Source organism: Xanthomonas sp. LMG 12461 (assembly GCF_009192935.1).
GTDB lineage: Bacteria > Pseudomonadota > Gammaproteobacteria > Xanthomonadales > Xanthomonadaceae > Xanthomonas_A > Xanthomonas_A sontii.
On sequence record NZ_NQYT01000027.1, the window covers coordinates 33668 to 52839 of the forward strand.

Annotated in this window: 16 protein-coding genes; 6 read left to right on the forward strand and 10 right to left on the reverse strand. The window is 66.8% G+C overall.

Features of this window, described 5'->3' with window-relative positions; translation table 11 throughout:
• Positions 1-12: 12 nt before the first annotated feature.
• Both CEK68_RS07745 and CEK68_RS07750 read right to left on the reverse strand, forming a co-directional pair.
• On the reverse strand, positions 13-216 hold the full coding sequence (locus tag CEK68_RS07745; RefSeq protein WP_152239044.1) for a hypothetical protein: 204 nt from the start codon (positions 214-216) through the stop codon (positions 13-15).
• A gap of 234 nt (positions 217-450) precedes the next feature.
• Positions 451-882, reverse strand: coding sequence for a hypothetical protein (locus CEK68_RS07750; protein WP_017914839.1), 432 nt, complete (start codon positions 880-882; stop codon positions 451-453).
• A gap of 314 nt (positions 883-1196) precedes the next feature.
• On the opposite strand from CEK68_RS07750, the gene CEK68_RS07755 reads away from it, so the two are divergent.
• Positions 1197-2801 (forward strand): SulP family inorganic anion transporter, encoded by a 1605-nt coding sequence (locus tag CEK68_RS07755; RefSeq protein ID WP_152239055.1) that lies wholly within the window; start codon positions 1197-1199, stop codon positions 2799-2801.
• A 131-nt stretch (positions 2802-2932) separates the two neighbouring features.
• Positions 2933-3433 (forward strand): cupin, encoded by a 501-nt coding sequence (locus CEK68_RS07760; protein WP_152239045.1) that lies wholly within the window; start codon positions 2933-2935, stop codon positions 3431-3433.
• Here CEK68_RS07760 and CEK68_RS07765 read toward each other — a convergent pair.
• On the reverse strand, positions 3428-4594 hold the full coding sequence (locus CEK68_RS07765; RefSeq protein ID WP_148830018.1) for a putative peptide maturation dehydrogenase: 1167 nt from the start codon (positions 4592-4594) through the stop codon (positions 3428-3430). The genes CEK68_RS07760 and CEK68_RS07765 overlap by 6 nt on opposite strands.
• Positions 4595-4696: 102 nt before the next feature.
• On the opposite strand from CEK68_RS07765, the gene CEK68_RS07770 reads away from it, so the two are divergent.
• A complete protein-coding gene (locus tag CEK68_RS07770) occupies positions 4697-5038 on the forward strand; it encodes an NHLP-related RiPP peptide (protein ID WP_148830015.1) in 342 nt (113 codons plus the stop codon).
• Here CEK68_RS07770 and CEK68_RS07775 read toward each other — a convergent pair.
• The 4 genes from CEK68_RS07775 to aceB form a co-directional block, all read right to left on the reverse strand.
• Complete coding sequence (locus tag CEK68_RS07775) at positions 4978-7620, reverse strand: putative peptide modification system cyclase (protein ID WP_152239046.1); 2643 nt, start codon at positions 7618-7620, stop codon at positions 4978-4980. The genes CEK68_RS07770 and CEK68_RS07775 overlap by 61 nt on opposite strands.
• 28 nt (positions 7621-7648) lie before the next feature.
• Positions 7649-8692: a GGDEF domain-containing protein gene (locus CEK68_RS07780; protein ID WP_017908068.1), complete on the reverse strand. Its 1044-nt coding sequence runs from the start codon at positions 8690-8692 to the stop codon at positions 7649-7651.
• Positions 8693-8939: 247 nt separating this feature from the next.
• Positions 8940-10235 carry an isocitrate lyase gene (aceA, locus tag CEK68_RS07785; RefSeq protein WP_017908067.1) on the reverse strand — a complete coding sequence of 432 codons (1296 nt, stop codon included), beginning with the start codon at positions 10233-10235 and terminating at the stop codon, positions 8940-8942.
• Between the two features lie 140 nt (positions 10236-10375).
• Positions 10376-12019 (reverse strand): malate synthase A, encoded by a 1644-nt coding sequence (gene aceB, locus CEK68_RS07790; RefSeq protein WP_152239047.1) that lies wholly within the window; start codon positions 12017-12019, stop codon positions 10376-10378.
• A gap of 108 nt (positions 12020-12127) precedes the next feature.
• Here aceB and CEK68_RS07795 point away from each other — a divergent pair, with 108 nt between their 5' ends.
• From CEK68_RS07795 to CEK68_RS07805, 3 genes are all read left to right on the forward strand, one after another.
• Positions 12128-13096, forward strand: coding sequence for a LysR family transcriptional regulator (locus CEK68_RS07795; RefSeq protein WP_152239048.1), 969 nt, complete (start codon positions 12128-12130; stop codon positions 13094-13096).
• 76 nt (positions 13097-13172) lie between these two features.
• Positions 13173-13895, forward strand: a complete 723-nt coding sequence (locus CEK68_RS07800; protein WP_152239049.1) for a helix-turn-helix domain-containing protein — start codon at positions 13173-13175, stop codon at positions 13893-13895.
• 70 nt (positions 13896-13965) lie between these two features.
• Positions 13966-14319, forward strand: coding sequence for a VOC family protein (locus CEK68_RS07805; protein WP_152182337.1), 354 nt, complete (start codon positions 13966-13968; stop codon positions 14317-14319).
• Between the two features lie 125 nt (positions 14320-14444).
• Here CEK68_RS07805 and lepB read toward each other — a convergent pair whose 3' ends face one another.
• From lepB to dcp, 3 genes are all read right to left on the reverse strand, one after another.
• A complete protein-coding gene (gene lepB / locus CEK68_RS07810) occupies positions 14445-15074 on the reverse strand; it encodes a signal peptidase I (RefSeq protein WP_152239050.1) in 630 nt (209 codons plus the stop codon).
• Between the two features lie 399 nt (positions 15075-15473).
• Positions 15474-16994 carry a glycosyl hydrolase family 28-related protein gene (locus tag CEK68_RS07815; RefSeq protein WP_152239051.1) on the reverse strand — a complete coding sequence of 507 codons (1521 nt, stop codon included), beginning with the start codon at positions 16992-16994 and terminating at the stop codon, positions 15474-15476.
• Positions 16995-17182: 188 nt separating this feature from the next.
• Positions 17183-19172, reverse strand: a 1990-nt coding sequence (dcp, locus tag CEK68_RS07820) for a peptidyl-dipeptidase Dcp (RefSeq protein WP_152239052.1), incomplete at its 5' end; no start/stop codon positions are given.

Consider the following 19172-nt stretch of genomic DNA (forward strand, 5'->3'; position numbering starts at 1 on the left):
AGACGCGCTGCCTCAGCCATGGGCGTACCACTGCAGCAGCAACACGGCGGCCGCGGCCAGCGCCAGCAGCGCGGCAACCACGCGCAGCCAGCGGCTGCCGCGCAGTTGCCGCCACCAGGCAGCGGCTTCGGACGTGCCGCTGGCATCGCGCGCGCGTCGATGCTGGGGCGCGGACGCGGAAGGAGGGGCCGCAGAGTGGCGGTCGTCGTGACGCATGGCGCAAGGCTGTCGCGCGGGCTGTCGCATGGGGGTGAACGCGATGTGGTGCGCGTGTCATCGCGCGAAAACAAGGGCCGGCCGCGTCCGGTCAACCGCATCGTCGCGCAGGCGATGCGCTTCGCGCTTGCGGTAAAGACGACTCAGTGCGAGCACACAGCCAGTGCGAGCAATAGCGTCATCACGGTCGATCGTCAGCGCAGCAGCGCACGAACGCTGTGGTCGACACCGTGCTCAGGCCGCAGCCGTCGCCGTGGCATGGTGGGTGGGCAAGCGGGCATCGATCCGGTGCTTGCCGGCCAGCGCCTGCATGCCCTGCAAGGTGGCCTGCACCGCGCTGGCATAGCCGCTGCGCCACAAGTCGGCGCGCGACTGCCGCGATGCCGCCGCATTCAGTGCCAGTGCGAAGGCCTGCACGCGCGGATCGGCCAGCGCGGCGCGCTCCAGGAAGGGCTGCTCCGGGGCGATGACGTCGACCGGGGCCAGCCAGGCGTCGGCGACCAGTTCGGCCACGCCGGCGCGGTGCGAGAGCTGGTGCATGGCAGTGAGCGTCTCGTGCAGCATTTCCAGGCACGCCCATTGCCACAGCGCGGCCTTGTACTGCGGGTCGGCCTGGTCGAGGGCGGACAAGGCGCCATCCACATGATCGATGCGAAGATCCTGCATGGCCGACTCCACGATACGGCATTGCGATCCGCACATTCTGCGCGGCGAAAGTGAGCGCAACGTGAGTCGTGCGGCGGCGGCAGCGTACAGGCGGTCACAGCGGGCGCGGCGGCAGCCATCGCGTATACTGGCCGCGCGCCTGCTCGCGCCGCTCTCTCACTACGCGCTTCCCATGACGCCACCCTGACACCCGCAGCTTGCATCGGCCCGCCTCGACGGCAGGCCGCAAGTTGTTGGTTTTCCATTGCATACAGCGAGCGCTGCCCTGCGACAGGGCGGTGTCGGGAGCGTTTACCTTGAAATTTTCCTCTTCCCTGCGCCAGTCCTGGTGCGGCAATCTCCGTGGCGACGTGCTCGCCGGCCTGGTCGTGGCATTGGCGCTGATTCCCGAGGCGATCGCGTTCTCGATCATCGCTGGCGTCGATCCCAAAATCGGCCTCTATGCCGCCTTCTGCATCTGCGTGACCATCGCCTTCGCCGGCGGGCGCCCCGGCATGATCTCCGCCGCCACCGGCGCAATGGCGCTGCTGATGATCGGCCTGGTCAAAGAGCACGGCGTGCCCTATCTACTCGCGGCCACGCTGCTGACCGGCGTGCTGCAGATCCTGGCCGGGCTGTTCAAGCTCGGCGCGCTGATGCGCTTCGTCTCGCGCTCGGTGATCACCGGCTTCGTCAATGCGCTGGCGATCCTGATCTTCATGGCACAACTGCCCGAACTGATCGGCGTGCCCGTCCCGGTCTACCCGCTGGTCGCGCTGGGTCTGCTGCTGATCTACGGCCTGCCTTGGCTGTCGCAGCGCAGCTTTCCCGGCATCGGCCTGTGGTTGCTGGTGCTGGGCGCCGCCTTGACCGCAGGCAGCATGGCGCCGTGGATGCTGCTGCCGGTCGCCGTGGGTGGCGCCGCGGCGCTGCTGTTCGGGCACCGCTGGACGCGCGGCCTGGCCGTGCCGCCGCCGTTGGTGGCGATCGTGCTGCTGACCGGGCTGGCACTGTACTTCGGCATCCACGTGCCCACCGTCGGCGACAAGGGACAACTGCCCGATCGCCTCCCCAGCCTGCTGCTGCCGGCCGTGCCGTGGACGCTGGAAACGCTGCGGATCGTGTTCCCGGTCGCGGCGACGATGGCCGTGGTCGGCCTGCTCGAGTCGATGATGACCGCACAGATCGTCGACGACATGACCGACACGCCCAGCGACAAGAACCGCGAATGCGTGGGCCAGGGCGTGGCCAACATCGTCAGCGGCCTGTTCGGCGGCATGGCCGGCTGCGCGATGATCGGGCAATCGGTGATCAACGTGAAGTCCGGCGGGCGCGGCCGGCTGTCCGCGCTGGTCGCCGGCAGCGTGCTGTTGCTGCTGGTGGTGTTCGCCGGCGCCTGGGTGCGGCAGATCCCGATGGCCGCACTGGTGGCGGTGATGATCATGGTCTCGGTGGGCACCTTCAGCTGGCGCTCGCTGGCGCAGTTGCGCACCCACCCGACCAGCTCCAGTGTGGTGATGCTCGGTACCGTCGCGGTGACCGTGGCCACCCACGACCTGGCGCGCGGCGTGCTCACCGGCGTGTTGCTGTCGGCGCTGTTCTTCGCGCGCAAGGTCGGGCGCATGCTGCACATCGCGCGCAGCGAGGACGCCGATGGCGGCCACACCTACCGCATCCGCGGCCAACTGTTCTTCGCCTCGGCCGGCGGCTTCGCCGTTGCCTTCGACTTCGCCCACGCGCCGGCACGGGTCACCCTGGACCTGAGCGACGCGCACGTCTGGGACATCAGCGCCATCGGCGCGCTGGATCAGGTGGTGATGAAATTCCGCCGCCACGGCGCGCAGGTCCAGGTGCTGGGACTGAACCCGGACAGTGCGGCGATGGTCGGGCGGCTGGGCAGGCACCAGCGCGACGATGTGGAAAGCGTTTCACTGCATTGAGGCCCGGCCGGGACGATCGTGGCGGCACGGCGCAGCGCGCGGTCACGCCGCACGCCGTCCCGCGTGCCGACATGGCGACGACATCGGCCGATTAGCATCGAACTGCTAACGGCCATGCAGGAGATCCGCCGATGTCACTGGACCACTGGCAACTGCCGCCACACGACTGGGTGCCCAACCACCCGTTCCTGCCAGTGCTGCACTACCGGCAGTGCGTCGGCACCCTCGACGCCGACGGCTTCGAACGCCGCTTCGCCGCGCACGGCTGGCCGCCGCAATGGCGCGACGGCATCTACGACTACCACCACTACCACTCCACCGCGCACGAGGTGCTGGGCGTCGCCCGCGGCAACGCCCGTGTGCTGCTCGGCGGCCCGGGCGGTATCGAGGTCACGCTCGCGGCCGGCGACGCACTGCTGCTGCCGGCCGGCACCGGCCATTGCCGGCTGTCGGCCAGCGCCGACTTCATGGTCGTCGGCGCCTATCCGGACGGCCAGGACTGGGACATCTGCCGTCAGGCGCCCGACGCCGCGATGCTGCAACGGATCGCGCAGGCGCCGGTTCCGTGCATCGATCCGCTGTTTGGGGCGGAGGGGCCGTTGCTGGAGCAGTGGGAGAGGTCAGCGCTATGAGACATCCGCCTGCCAGACATCACCGCCCGGATCAAACTCGGCAGTGGCAAGCATCTGCGCACGCCAACCAAAGCCACACACTGCCAAAGGGCTTTCATGCAGGCCATCCAGACCAAATGCTTGCTCGATGTCCACCTCGTTGATTGCCGACGTGACAAAGGCACCCCATTTGGCCTGAGTGGCGCATAGATACAACAACTGCGATAGATGCCCGATGTCAAGCAACAGAGCACGGTATGCCTTCGGGTGATGGCGGTATTTCCAGAATATCCGAGCATAGCGCGGCACCATCACCACTAGTACCGGCGCGTCCGCAAACCAGTACTGGCCGGCAACCGCGGTACGTGCCAATTCACCAAGCGCCATTTCTGGTGGAGGCAGCGGCTCAAGTGCATGCTCAACCGGGTTGTAGTGATACACGCCAGGCGCGAGCCCATCCACCCGTTGGATCAGCAAATAGCACTCGGTAGCATGTAGACCGCCAGCAGAGGGCGCATTCTTCTTCAGGAAGGCCGCCATGTCGTTCGCCTCGATCCTGGCACGCGCGCCGAAGACTCGCTGCAGCAACTGCGAAAACTCCGCTAGTGGCAGTGGCCGCGCCGTGTCGAAATTTCGGCAAGTCGCACGGCGGGCAAGTAAGGCGTCGAACGCGTCTTCCGCCTGGCGAGGCAAAGGCAAGCGCACTTCGGGCGCACAGCGCGAATCCACTTCGGAAGGCGGCGGGCCGAGCTTTTCACACAGACCGGCCGCCGTCGTCAGCCCGTTGGCTTCCATCGACGCCACACTGTCGCTTCCCTGCCAGCGACCGAATCTGTGGGACAAGGCTGCGGGGCCCCACCAGTACGTGGCGCGCATGGCGGCATCGCGACCGGCAAAGCCATCCTGAGCGATGTCATCCTCGCGAACCAGGAGACCGATCTCGATCAGTCGGATCGCCTCCTCGGGCAAGGTGCTTGCCTCGGTCCATTCGACTGCACACAGCGAGCCCAGCAACTCCCGCTCGCTGGCCTCGACCTCCAACTCGACTTCAAGATGGGGAGCCAAGGCGATCCAGCGCCTCTCTCGCCGTAGACCGTTGCCCCCTGCGAGCAAGGAGGCCAGATCGAACCGGCCAACGTCGCGCGGCTCCAGAAACAGATGAAAGCAGCGGCGTACACGCATATCCGGAAATCCGTTCAATTAGGCGGCGATGATGCCGATAGAGAGTTGCCGCAGTCCCTTTTGTGGCCCCCATCCCACCGCTCTTTGGAGACCAATCCTGCCATGAATGCCGCCAACCATGATCCGTTGCCCGCCGATATCGCCGACCGCCTGCTCGAACTGCTGAGCACGGACGACGCCTTCCGTACCACATTCCAGGAGAATCCCGCTGCGGCGCTTGCCAGCCTGGGCTACGCCCCGGCGGCCCAAGCACTGGCCAATGATGCGAGCCCGCCCAAGCAAGGCGCTCCGTTCTATTGCATGACCTCGCAGCAACTGGCCTCGAAGGAAGAAATCGCACAGGCGCGAGCGGAGCTGGTCAGCCATCTGACCGTGGATGGCAATCACCACGTCATCTTCTGCTTCGAAGCAGGCAAGGTCGCTTCGAGCGTTTCTCTCAAGTAAGGCGGCATGGCGACGCTCGGCCACGCGGCCCGCAGCGCCTGCATCCTCCGCGTTGCATCCGGAACCCTGTCCAGACGCGACAGGGTTTCGGCAGCCCACCGCTCAGCCATTCGCGTATCGGCGACATTCAAGCTTTGCAATGACTGCGCGGCCGATGCCTCTCCGTAGGCGAGTCCACGATGGCTGCCGATCCACTCAGCCTGTTCAAGTGCCTGACGGTAATCGCCCGCTGCCTGCAAGGTGAGGTACAAGGCCACTCGCCCCTGCAACAGGTCATCGTCGCGCGGAGCCAATAGCTCCAGCGCCCTCGCGTAGTCGCCGCCGAGGCGATAACGACCTGCTTGCACGATCCTCGTCAACTTGACGAGTACAGGGTCCGCGGTCGCTTCAGTCCATGGCGCAGTTGCCTTCAATGCACGCGATGACAGGCTGTCATCTCCCAAACGCTGCGCCAGGTGGGCGACAGCAAGGATCAGGGCAGCACGATCAGCGGCATAAGGTTGACCAGGAGCGGCCCGACCCAATCGTTGCAACTGACCGTCTTGCCATTGTCTCAACCGCGGCAACACGTCGGCTGCCTGCTGCGTCATGGCTTGGATCGATAGGTCCACGAATCCGAACTGTGCTCGGGTGAAGTCGTTGGCGGAACCGCTGGCTTCAATCGCCTCGCGCACCTGCGTGGTGACCGCAGCCCAGTCTCCCCGATCCACCTTGGTCGTGATCAGGTCCAAGTGAGGCACAAGATCGTCATCCGGATAGCCGCTAGGGGGAATCGAACGAAGCTGCGCTTCCGCTTCAGGATAGTTGCCCTGGAGCGCAAGCACATTCGCCAGCCTGCGCGCAGGACCGCTCTTGCCCTTCAATGCGAACTCCGTGAACTGGGCCTTGGCCCGTCGCAACTGCCCTTTTACGAGATAGACGCGACCAATATCGTCGATCGCTATCGATTGATACGGATCCTGTTGCGTGTCTGCAGCAACTGCATGCGACAACGCCTCATCGAAGCGATTGGCCTGGAACAAATGCCAGAACGCATTCCCGTGCCCAGAAAAATTGTCGGGATACAGGCGTGATAGCTGTTGCCATCCGCTGAGCGCCGCAGGGCTGTCCTTCAATTCGTCCGTCCATGCGCTGAGGTACAGGCGATCCCGCGCAGGCAGCCGGTCTGAGAACTGCGTCGCGCGCGCTAGATAAGGCAACGCTGCCGCCCTATCAGATGTCGCCGCAAGCACTCGGGCAATCCCGAGATACGCCAGGGAGAACTGTGGATCCAGGTCGGTCGCGGCCCGGAAACTCTGCTCGGCCTGTTTCCATTTTCCAGCAGCAGTGGCTTCCACGCCGAGCGCATAGGCGCGCAGTGCGTCGAGGTTGGACGTGGTGACCTGGGGGAGCGGCTTGGATGCCTGCTCCACCGACTGCATGGCCTCCCCGAGTTCGCGCCGTAGCTGCCCACTAACTGCGTCTACCGACGCCAATACCGAATCCAGACCACGCCCGGTCCTGGATTCGGTATAAACCGTCGCCTGCGTCACCGGATCAATCAGTTCGGCAGTGACCTGGATGCGCCCACCTACTTCAGCGACGGTCGGCAATATCACGGCACGTGCGCCGTCGCGCAATGCGATTTCCGACGCGAGTGCCCGATCCACGCGGCTGTTGGGATGACGCTTCATCCTCGCCAAGGTATCCCGCACCTTTAGATCGCTCAGCAGATTCACATAACGCGACTGTTCAAGGCTGATCCGGAATGCCTGATCCAACGATTCGTCGAGCACTTGGTCGCCGGTCAGATTCCGCAAATCCCCCACCACCACCCAGTCGCGTTCGGCGAAGGCGATGGCCGGCTGCGGGCGGGTGACGAACCAGGCGCCGACGGCGAACGCGGCGATCAGCGCCGCTTCCGCCGCCAGCGCCGCCGGCCGCCGCCACAGCGGGATGTCGCGCCAGGCCTTGGGCGTGGGCTTGGGCGCGCGCAGCGGGGTGTGGCCGATCTCGCCGACTTCGTAGATCTCCAGCGGGGTCGGCACGCCCTTGAAGCGCCAGCGGCCGTGCGATTTCCACAGCAGGCGCTCGCCGCGTTCGCCCAGCTCGCGCGCGGCGCGGTGGGTCAGCGACTCGGCCACCGCCGAGAGCAGGATCTGCCCGGGCCGGGCCAGGGTCATCAGCCGCGCCGCGGTCGGCTTGGCCAGGCCTTCCACTTCCAGTGGCTTGGCGCCCACCTGCACGGCCGCATCGCTGTTGCGCCAGGTCAGCACTTCGCCCACGTGCAGGCCGGCGCGCACCTTCAGGTCGAGCTTGCGCTGCGCGCCCAGGTCGCGCAGGCCGCGGCTGTAGTCCAGGGCGAACCCAAGGCCGTCGATCGGCCGTTCGAACAGCAGCAGCAGGCCATCGGAGCGGTCGATCAGGCGGCCGCGCCAACGCTGCTGCAACTCCAGCACCAGCGAGTCGTGCCGCTTGAACAGGTCGGCCGCATTGGCGTCGCCGAGCTTTTCCACCAGCGCAACCGAATCGCACAGGTCGGTCAGCAGCAGGGTACGAAGCTGCGGGACCTCGGGCTGCGGTGCGGTGGCATCATCGGTCATGGCGGCGGCTCGGCGGGGACGCGGTAGCTCAGCAGGGGGCGGAGGCGAGGTCGTGCCAGTACAGCCGGTTGCCGCCCTGGCGCTTGGCTTCGTACAGCGCCGCGTCGGCGTTGGCGTACCAGTCGTTCCAGTCCGAATGCGGATCGACGCGGCTGATGCCGATGCTGACCGGGCAGATGTGCGGCGCCGGGTGCGGCACGCCCAGCAGGTTCTGCACGGTGGCGAGCACGAACTCGCCGATGCGGCGCAGGTCCTCGACCGTGCCGGCGGCCACCAGCAGGCAGAACTCGTCGCCGCCCAGGCGGCACGCCGTGTCGTCCGGCCCGGCCACCGAGCGCAGGATGTTGGCGACGTTCTGCAGCACACGATCGCCAACCAGGTGGCCGTGGGCATCGTTGATGTGCTTGAAGCGGTCGCAGTCGATCAGCAGCAGGCCCGGGCCGGGCGAGCGGCCATCGCGGCGACACTCCTGCAGACGCAGGATCAGTCCGCGGCGGTTGTGCAGACCGGTCAGTTCGTCGGTCCGCACCAGCTCCTCGGTCTGGCTGAGCTGGTGGGTGGTGGCGTAGAGGTTGTCCAGCGCCGCTTCCAGGTCGCGGTTGCGCCGACGCAGCTGACGGATCAGGGTCTGCTCGTTCATCACCACGCGCATGATCGTGCGGCGCAGGAAGTAGGCGACCACGCCCGGGTCGCGCTCGACCAGGCGCTGGAAGTCGTCGTGGTCCAGTTCCACCAGGGCGCCGTCGCTGGCGGCGAGCGCGTCGGCGCTGCGCATGTGGTTGCCGATCAGCAGGCCCAGCTCGCCGAAGAACTCGCCATGGCCCAGATGCTTGACCACCAGGTCCTCGCCGAAATCCAGATCGATCACGCCGCTGGTGATCACGAACATCGCGCTGCCGCCGTCGCCGCGGCGGAACAGCACGTCGCCGGCGCGCACCGTCCGGGCGCGACCGAACTCGGAAAACAGACGCAATTCTGCGGCGGTCAGCACCGCCAGCTCGTTCGGCTTCGGAGCGACCGCAGCGTTGGAAATTGTGCCGCGTGCGGTGGATGCGGCGCTGTCGCAGCTCATCCGGCCCCCTAATGTGACGTCGCTGGCCCTGTCCGCGGAGCATAGCACCTACACGCCGCCCTCACGATACGTTTCACAGGCAATCTCGCTCCCGCGAGAGACGTCGCAGCCGCCGCTGCGGCGATCTGTCGCACGCGGTAGACAGCGCCGTTCCGCCGACGGCAGCGCATGAAAAAAAGCCCGGGCGAACCCGGGCTTCCCACCTCCTGCCAGGGAGGGGCGATCGATCGGCGCGCCTGGCTGCAGGTCAGGCCGCTTTCTCGCCATGGAACTGCTCTTCCTCGGTCGAGCCCTTCAGCGCGGTGGTCGAGGACTGACCCTGCTGGATTGCCTGGGTCACCGCATCGAAGTAGCCAGTGCCGACCTCGCGCTGGTGCTTGACCGCGGTGAAGCCGCGGTCGGCGGCGGCGAACTCGGCCTCCTGCAGTTCGACGAAGGCGCTCATCTGCCGGCGCGCGTAGCCATGCGCCAGGTTGAACATCGAGTAGTTCAGCGCATGGAAGCCGGCCAGGGTGATGAACTGGAACTTGTAGCCGTAGCTGGCGATCTCGCGCTGGAACTTGGCGATGGTGGCGTCGTCCAGGTTCTTCTTCCAGTTGAAGCTGGGCGAGCAGTTGTAGGCCAGCAGCTTGCCGGGGAACTTGGCGTGGATGGCCTCGGCGAACTTGCGCGCGAACTCCAGGTCCGGCTTGCCGGTCTCGCACCAGATCAGGTCGGCGTAGGGCGCGTACGCCAGGCCGCGGCTGATCGCCTGGTCCAGGCCCTTGTGGGTGCGGAAGAAGCCCTCGACCGTGCGCTCGCCGGTGGTGAACGGGCGATCGTTGGGGTCGATGTCGCTGGTCACCAGGTCGGCGGCCTCGGCGTCGGTACGCGCCACCAGCAGGGTCGGCACGCCCATCACGTCGGCGGCCAGGCGCGCGGCGTTCAACTTCTCGATCGCCTCGCGGGTCGGCACCAGCACCTTGCCGCCCATGTGTCCGCACTTCTTCACCGAGGCCAACTGGTCCTCGAAGTGCACGCCGGCCGCGCCGGCCTCGATCATCGCCTTCATCAGTTCGAAGGCATTGAGCACGCCGCCGAAGCCGGCCTCGGCATCGGCCACGATCGGCTGCAGGAAGTCGATCTCGTCCTTGCCCTCGGCGTGGTGCAACTGGTCGGCGCGCAGCAGGGTGTTGTTGATGCGCTTGACCACCGCCGGCACCGAGTCGGCCGGGTACAGCGACTGGTCCGGGTACATCTGCCCGGCCAGGTTGGCGTCGGCGGCGACCTGCCAGCCGGACAGGTAGATGGCGTTGAGCCCGGCCTTGACCTGCTGCATCGCCTGGTTGCCGGTCAGCGCGCCCAGCGCGTTGACGAAATCCTTTTCGTGCAGGTACTTCCACAGCTTCTCGGCACCGAGCCGGGCCAGCGAATGCTCCACGTGCACCGTGCCGCGCAGGCGCACCACGTCGGCGGCGGTGTAGTTGCGGGTGATCCCGGCCCAGCGCGGATCGGTGTCCCAGTCGCGCTGGATCTGTTCGGCGGTCTGCAGCGTGGTGCTCATCTGGCGTTCTCCTCGAAAAAATGGATGCAGCGATGAAACGGTGGGGGTGTGCCGGATAACGAGCTTGGAAGGCTCGGCAGGGATCAGACGCAGGGACATCGCTCTCACGATTCCCCATTCCCGACTCCCCACTCCCGGCTTCAATCAATCAACTGATAGGCCGGCAAGGTGAGGAAGTCGGCCAACTCCTCGTCGCGCGTCAGCCGATCCAGCAGCGCGATGGCCTCGTCCACGCGCGCCCCGCCCGGCAGCAGCGCGCGCTCGCCCAGCCGTGCCGGCAACTGCCGCAGGCAGGCGTCGAACAGGGCGAAGTCGATGGCGGTGCCGTCGTCCAGGTGCAGGCCGCCCACGTGCAGCCACTGCCACAGCTGGCTGCGGCTGATCTCGGCGGTGGCGGCGTCTTCCATCAGGTGGTGGATCGGCACGCAGCCGTTGCCGTCCAGCCACGCCGCCAGGTAGCGCACGCACACTTCGATGTTGCCCTCGAAGCCGGCGCGGGTGACGGTGCCGGTGGACGGGGCGATCAGCGTGTCGCGGTCGGCCTGCACGTCATCGCGGCGCACCGCGTGCTGGTTCGGCGTGCGCATGTGTTCGTCGAACACGGCGCGGGCGATCGGGATCAGCGCCGGGTGCGCCACCCAGGTGCCGTCGTGGCCGGCGGTGACCTCGCGCAGCTTGTCCGCGCGCACCCGCGCCATCGCCTGCTCGTTGGCCGCCTCGTCGTGGCCGATCGGGATCTGCGCGGCCATGCCGCCCATCGCATGCGCGCCGCGGCGGTGGCAGGTGCGGATCAGCAGTTCCGAATAGGCCTTCAGGAAAGGCTGGGTCATGGTCACCTGGCCGCGTTCGGGCAGCACCCGGTCCGGATGCCGGCGGAAGGTCTTCAGGTAGGAAAAGATGTAGTCCCAGCGGCCGCAGTTCAGGCCGACGATGCGCCCGCGCAGCGCATGCAGGATCTCGTCCATCTCGAACACTGCCGGCAGCGTCTCGATCAGCACGGTGACCTTGATCTGGCCCTGCGGCAGGCCGAGCATATCCTCGATGTGGGCCAGCGCGGTCTCCCACAGTGCCGCTTCCTCCATCGACTGCAGCTTGGGCAGGTACAGGTACGGACCGCGGTCCTTGGCCTGCAGCGCGCGGCCGTTGTGGAAGGCGAACAGCGCCGCATCGAACAGGCCGCCGGCCAGCGGCTGGCCATCGACCAGCACGTGCTTCTCGTCCAGGTGCCAGCCGCGCGGGCGCACGATCAGCACCGCCTGCTCCTCGTAGGGCCGCAACGTATAGCGCTTGCCCGGGCTGCCGTCGCGCGCGGCCGGCGCGGTGAAGGTCAGGGTCCCGGCCACCGCCTCGGCCAGCGCGCGCTGGCCGGCGACCAGGTTGCGCCAGGTCGGCGCGGTCGAATCCTCGAAGTCCGCCATGTACACCTTGGCGCCGGAGTTCAGCGCGTTGATGACCATCTTCGGATCGGTCGGGCCGGTGATCTCGACCCGGCGGTCCTGCAGCGCCTCGGGCAGCGGCGCCACCTGCCAGTCGCCCTCGCGGATCGCGCGGGTGTCGTCGCGGAAGTCCGGCAGGCCGCCGGCGTCGAAGAACGCCTGGCGCTCGCGCCGCGCGGCCAGCCGCGCCTGCCGCTCCGGCTCGATCGCCCGGTGCAGCGACACCAGCAGGGCCAGCAGCGGCGGCGGCAGCAAAGCGTCCTGACCGGCCAGCGAGGCGGTCAGGGCGATGCCCGGCGTGGAGCGCATGGACGGGTCGGGAGCGGTGGCGAAAGCGGGGGCGGACATGTGGGGATTCCTTGATGTTTCCGGGGCTCCACCGTGCTGCCGACGCATGTATTTGACAAAGCAGTTTTGTCAATGCTTTATATAAGTAAGCCTTATATCCATCACGTCATGGCTACGGGTAACGCCGCAACCCCGCGATTTCCCTACAAATCCGACCGGCTCAAGCCGCTGCGCGCGTTCTGCCAGACGGTGCGCCTGGGGGCGGTGTCGCGGGCCGCGGAGGCCTTGTTCGTCAGCCAGCCGGCGGTGACCCTGCAGTTGCAGGCGCTGGAACGCGAACTGGGCGTGGTGCTGTTCGAGCGCAGCGGCCGGCGCCTGGTGCCCAGCCGCGAGGGCCAGTTGCTGTACGAGATGGCGCAGCCGCTGGTGGAGAGCCTGGACCGGCTGGAGGCGGATTTCCGCGAGAAGGCGCGCGGGCTGGACGCCGGCGAACTCAACGTCGCCGCCAACAGTTCCACCATCCTCTATCTGCTGCCGAAGATCGTGGAGGCCTTCCGCGCCCGCCACCCGCAGGTGCGGCTGACCCTGCACAACGCGATCAGCGCCGACGGCACCGACCTGCTGCGCGAGGACGCGGTGGACCTGGCGGTCGGCTCCATGCTCGACGTGCCGGCCGACCTCAGCTACGCCCCGGTGTACCGCTTCGAGCAATTGCTGATCGCCCCGCACGACCATCCGCTGGCCCGCAAGCCGAAGCTGACCCTGGAGGACCTGTCGCCGTACCCGCTGATCCTGCCGCCGCGGCGCCAGGTCACCTACCGCCTGGTCGACCTGGTGTTCCAGCAGGCGCGCGTGCCCTACACCGTGGCGCTGGAGGTCGGCGGCTGGGAAGTGATCAAGCAGTACGTGGCGATGGGCATGGGCGTGTCCATCGTCAGTTCGATCTGCCTCACCGACGCCGACCGCGCGCGCCTGGCCACCCGCGCCCTGGGCGACTACTTCCCGGCGCGCAGCTACGGCGTGGTGGTGCGCAAGGGCAAGTACCTGTCGCCGCAGGCACGCGCCTTCATCGAGCTGATCCAGCCGGACCTGTTCACCCCGCGCGGCTACGACGAGAGCGGGCCGTCGGAGCGGTAGCCGCGCACGGCCGCGCGTCAGCGGCGCGCTTGGGCTCTGCTACCGTGGCGGCACGCCCGCTGCACACCGACCGCCCGTGTCCCTGCCCTCCCGCTACGCCGAAGCCGACGCCCCACCGGCGCTGCGCGACCGCCTGCGCTGCAGTTGGCGATTCCGCCAGGGCGAAGCCGAGACCGCCGCGACGCAGGTGCTGCCGGATGGCTGCGTCGACCTGATCTGGGACGGCCGCGCCCTGTTCGTCGCCGGGCCGGACCGCCGCGCCACCGATGCCAGATTGGCGCCAGGCAGCGTGCTCACCGGCGTGCGCCTGGCCGCCGGTGCCGGCGCCAGCCTGCTCGGCGTGCCGCTACACGCCATTGCAGACCAGCGTGTGCCGCTGGAGGCGCTGTGGGGCGTCCGCGGCCGCGACTGGCAGGCACGGATGGAAGACACCGCCGATCCGCTGACGGCTTTGCACACGCTGTGCGCGAGCCGGCCGCTGCATCGCGACTCCGCGATGGCCTGGCTGTTCGCACAACTCGCCGGCGACGCAATGCCGCGGCTGGACTCGCTGACCCATGCACTGGGCGTCAGCGAACGCACCTTGCGGCGACGCAGCCACGACGCGTTCGGCTACGGCGCCAAGACCCTGGAGCGCATCCTGCGCCTGCAACGCTTCCTGGGCCTGGTCCGCCAGCATCCCAGCCTGACCGCGGCCGCCCTCGAGGCCGGCTACGGCGACGCCCCGCACCTGGTGCGCGACAGCCGGCAACTGACCGGCCTGCGCCCGCGCGACCTGGTGCAGCGGCACGCGCGCTGAGCTGGCCGTTTTCGCCAAGTCGGCAGCCGCACCGTGGTCGATACTGGCGCCCCGTCCAAAGGAACCGTTCATGTCCCGCGCCGAGCAGCATCACCGCATCGACTATCTGGAATTCGCCGTCGCCTCGATCGCCGCGGCAAAGGCCTTCTACGGCCAGGCCTTCGACTGGACCTTCCAGGACTACGGCCCGGACTACTGTGAATTCCGCGACGGCCGCCTGAGCGGCGGCTTCTTCCACGGCACGCCGCAACCCGGCGGCGCCCTGGTGGTGCTGTACTCCAACGACCTGGCCGCCACCCAGGCGCGCATCGAAGCCGCCGGCGGCCGCATCGTGCGCCCGCTGTTCGACTTCCCAGGCGGACGCCGCTTCCACTTCGCCGACCGCGACGGCTACGAGCTGGCGGTGTGGTGCGAGGGCTTCTGACGGCACCGCGGCACCAGCAGGTTGCCTCCGCAGGAGCGGCTTCAGTCGTGACGGGCACTCCCGGTAACGCCTGTCGCGGCTGAAACCGTTCCTACGGATCAGGTCGCGTCATTGCGCGCGGTGCCTTACAGCCGCGCCCACTCGAATCCCTCGCTGCGGCGATAGAACACCGCCAGCGCCTTGCCGTAGACGCTGTCGGCATCGACGAAGCCGAAATAGCGGCCATCGAAACTGTCGCCGCGATGATCGCCCATGACCAGCAGTTTGCCGGGCGGCACCCGCACGTCGTGCAGATCCGGGCCGCCACCCGCGTCCATATCCAGCCGCGCGATGCGCGCACCGAAGCGCTCGGCATCGCCCGCCGCGCCCACCTGCAGCGGCTGGCCATTGATGGCGAGATGGCCGTCGCGCACGTCGACGCGATCGCCCGCCACCGCCACCACGCGCTTGATCAGGCGGGTGCCGTCGTGCGGCGAGTCGAACACCGCCACATCGCCGCGCTGCGGCCGGCCGCGTTCGAACACGCGGTATTCGGTGAACGGCAAGCGCAGCCCGTAAGCGCTCATGTCCACGGCAACGCGATCGCCGGGCTGCAGGGTTGGCTGCATCGAGCCGGAGGGCACCACATAGTGATTGGCGAAGGACGACCGCGCGGCGGTGAGCAGCAACAGCATCACCACCATCGGCACCAGCTCCTTGCGGGTCCAGCGCGCGGCGCGCTGCAGGCGGGTGGCATGCGGATCGGCGTGGGTCATGGGGCACCTGGGATGAGCGAGGGCGGCACGGGATGTGTCATCGCGACAGTGCGCGCTCGGCGGCTCGCGGGGCCAGTGACGAAAGGCATGGCGATAGTGCGCTGGGGGACGCCGCGCGCCGAGAGAGGCTATGTGCAGGCGAAGACCCAATGGTGAGGGTCATGCCACCCGAGAAAAAGCGGTCAACTGCATTGAGCCAGACATTGTGGCGTGAGGCACGGACGCCTCGGCGGAAAGGAAACCCTCACATCTTTCTGAGCTCCCTGCACGGAGCCTCAGAAACGCAGCGCAATCGCAGGCCGAACAGCCCCCCGATTCACCTCCGTATAAGTAGCTCAGAAATGATCGGAGTTTGCATTGACACTGCGCAGCATTCTAACTGCCATGTAGGCCGCATCGTCAATTGTTCGAGCGCGAAACCTCCTGCCATTCCGCGCCGTCGCACACCAGCGTCAACGTAGAATTGGCCGCGACGGTGAAATTGGATGCCAACCTGAGGTTCTGACTGTTATCGATGACGGTAAGGACGTCGTTGAACTTCAGTGTCAGCTGATGCCCGGCGAAGGTCGCGGTGATGCCGCCGATATTGCTCGTTCCGGTCACCACCACGTAGCAGTGAAACGGTTGGACCGTGATGGTCGTCGCCGATGCGACCGTATGCGACGTCGCATCGAATCCGTGTGCGTAGGACAGCGTGCCAGAAGTGAAATCCATGCCGTTGTCGATCACGTTTCCGCTCATCGATACTTCGCGTGCAAGTCCACCCAGAAAAACTGCCTTGGGGGAATTGCCATCGAAGCGGCAGCCGGTCAGCAGCGGGCCTGGAGATGCAGCAGCGGAAGGCGAGTACATGTAGCCATAGCGGTAGTTTGCGGTTGGCGCGCCGTTGCTCTGGAAGCTGCAACCCACGAACTGCACACTGCCGGTGCACGCCTGGTAGACACCGGCGGCCGCATTGGAAAAGAACCGGCAACCGGTGAACTGGATGCCCGAATACGATCCCATGTCGTCCATGAACAGGCCGCACGCATCCTGGCTGCCGCCCTGCAGCTTTCCTGCCGACGCGAACCAACACCCCACGAAGCTCCATTGCTGCTTCGTGCCAGCGCCGGTGAGCGTGACGCAATTGGAGTTTCGCGTTGCATCGAAGAAGCAACTGGTCAGGTAGAAATTCGCCGCCCGCACCTCGGCATCCGCCAGCAGGTCGCCATTGACGAACCCGCCCACATCGGTGTCCAGCATGTAAAGCGCGTCGATGTCGTGCGTCTGTATGCCCCACAACGCGACGGGAGCGGATTGGGCGATGTCGTCGTTGCCACGGAGGAAGCACCCGATCACATGCATGTTCGCGCCGGATCCGGAGGTCCCCTTCGTGCCAAGCAGCAGTGCGGTACCAGCGCCGGAGGGGTTCACGATCTTGACCCGTTGCAGTTCGACTTCCTCGAACCCCAGGAAGTTCAGGCCATTGAACCAGTTCGCAACTTTCACATCCATGATGATCGAGCGGCGCTCCATCGAAAATCGGAACATCGCTCCCGCGGTCTTGGACACCGTCGACCCAACCGTGAAGTTGGAGAATTTCCTGTACTTGCGATCGGCATTCGAATAGAACAGATCTGCCGTAGCCGATGTCGTTCGCACGAGCGTGTTGTCCTGCCCGAAACCATCGATCCACAGGTTATCGACACCGGAGATGTCGATGGGACCGCTGACATCGTACTCGCCGCTAGGCACGTACAGCTTGCCGCCGCCAAGATCGGAGAAGTGGGCAATGGCACGATTGAAGGCGGGAAGCCAATCCTGCCCGTCGCCTTGTTCGTAGAAGTCGCGAAGACTCGCGGTACCCGCCGGGTCCTGTTGCGCTGCAGGCGCACTCGTTTGCTCCGCGGCTTGAGCTTGATCGTGTTCTGGAAGGTTCATGTCGGCTCCTCGTCTCGCGCGGGTTACATTGCGTTCTTCTTCGCCGGCCAAGTCCGATGCTTCGGCACGTTCGTCGCTGTACGGGTTGGCTCATCGGTTCCGCAGCAGACAGGCGCCACCCAATACCAAAAAACGGGATGGCCGCAAGGCCATCCCGTTCTCCACACACCCGGTCGGCGCAGCGCCGATCAGTTCTTCAGACCACGGTTTTCCAGCAGCGGCTCGACGCTGGGGTCCTTGCCGCGGAAGTCGCGGTACAGGGTGGCCAGGTCGACGGTGTTGCCGCGCGAGAGGATCTTGGCGCGGAAGATGTCGCCGTTGGCGCGGGTCAGGCCGCCGTGCTCCTTGAACCACTGGAACGCGTCGTCGTCGAGCACTTCCGACCAGAAGTAGGCGTAGTAGCCGGCCGAGTAGCCGCCGCCCCAGATGTGGTCGAAATAGGTGGTGCGGTAGCGCGGCGGCACTTCCGGCAGGTCCACCTTGTACTTCTTCAGCGAGTCGGCCTCGTACTTGTCCACGTCCTGCAGCGGCGCGTCGGCCGGCAGGGTGTGCCAGGACAGGTCGAGCAGCGCCGCCGACAGGTACTCGGTGGTGGCGTAGCCCTGGTTGAAGGTGCGCGACTTCTTGATCTTCTCCACCAGGTCGGCCGGCATCGCTTCGCCGGTCTGGTAGTGCTTGGCGTAGTGCGCGAACACCTTCGGATCCGACGCCCAGTGCTCGTTGAACTGCGAGGGGAACTCGACGAAGTCGCGCGAGGTGGCGGTGCCGGCCAGGGTCGGGTACTTCACGTTGGAGAACATGCCGTGCAGCGCATGGCCGAACTCGTGGAACATGGTGGTGACGTCGTCGAAGCTCAGCAGCGCCGGCTGGCCGGGAGCGGGCTTGGTGAAGTTGCAGACGTTGTAGACCACCGGCTTGGTGCCGGTCAGGCCGTTCTGGCCGACGAACTCGTCCATCCAGGCGCCGCCGGACTTGCTGTCGCGCTTGAAGTAGTCGGTGTAGAACAGCGCCAGCGACTTGCCGTCCTTGTCGAACACTTCATAGACCTTCATCCCGTCGTGGTAGGTGGGGATGTCGGTGCGTTCCTTGAAGGTGAGGCCGTACAGCTGGTTGGCGGCGTAGAAGACGCCGTTCTGCAGCACGTTGTCCAGTTCGAAGTACGGCTTGATCTGCGCTTCGTCGAGGTCGTACTTGGCCTTGCGCACCTGCTCGGCGTAGAAGTCCCAATCGGCGGCGGTGAGCTTGAAGCCGCCCTTCTGCGCGTCGATCACCTTCTGCATCTCGGCCGCTTCGCTGCGCGCCTTGGCGGTGGCGGCGGGCACGGTGTCGGTGAGCAGCTTCAGCGCCGCGGCCGGGGTCTTGGCCATCTGGTCGCTGAGGCTGTAGGCGGCGTAGCTGTCGAAGCCGAGCAGCTTGGCCTTCTGCGCGCGCAGCTGCGCCAGGCGCTGCACGGTCTGGCGGGTGTCGTTGGCATCGCCCTTCTCGGCGCGCGACTGCGAGGCGGCCATCACCTGCTGGCGCAGGTCGCGGTCCTTCAGCGAGGCCAGCACCGGCTGCTGGGTGGTGTTCTGCAGGGCCAGCAGGTACTTGCCGTCGAGCTTGCGCGCGGTGGCGTCCTGCGCGGCCGAAGCGATGTCGCCGTCGGACAGGCCGTCGAGCTTGGCCTTGTCGTCCACCACCACCGCACCGGCGGCGGCGGCCGCGACCAGCTTGGTGTGGAACTGCGTGGCCAGGGTGGTCTCTTCGACGTTGAGCTTGCGCAGGGTGGCCTTGTCGGCGTCGGACAGCTGCGCGCCGGCGCGCACGAACTCCTGGTATTCGTACTCGACCAGGCGCTTCTGCTCCGGGTCGAGGGTCAGCGTGTCGCGCTGGTCGTACAGGCTCTTGATGCGCGCGAACAGCTTCGGGTCGAGGCTGATCTCGTCCTGGTGCGCGGCCAGCTTGGGCGCGATCTCTTCCTGAATCTTCTGGCGGGCATCGTTGGTGTCGGCCTGGACCAGGCCGAAGAAGATGCGCGACACGCGGGTCAGGGTCTCGCCGCTGCGCTCCATCGCTTCCAGGGTGTTGGCGAAGGTGGCCGGTTCCGGGTTGTCGGCGATCTTGCGGATCTCGGCCAGGTGCTGCTTCATGCCCTCTTCGAAGGCCGGCAGGTAGTCGCTGTCCTTGATCTTGTCGAAC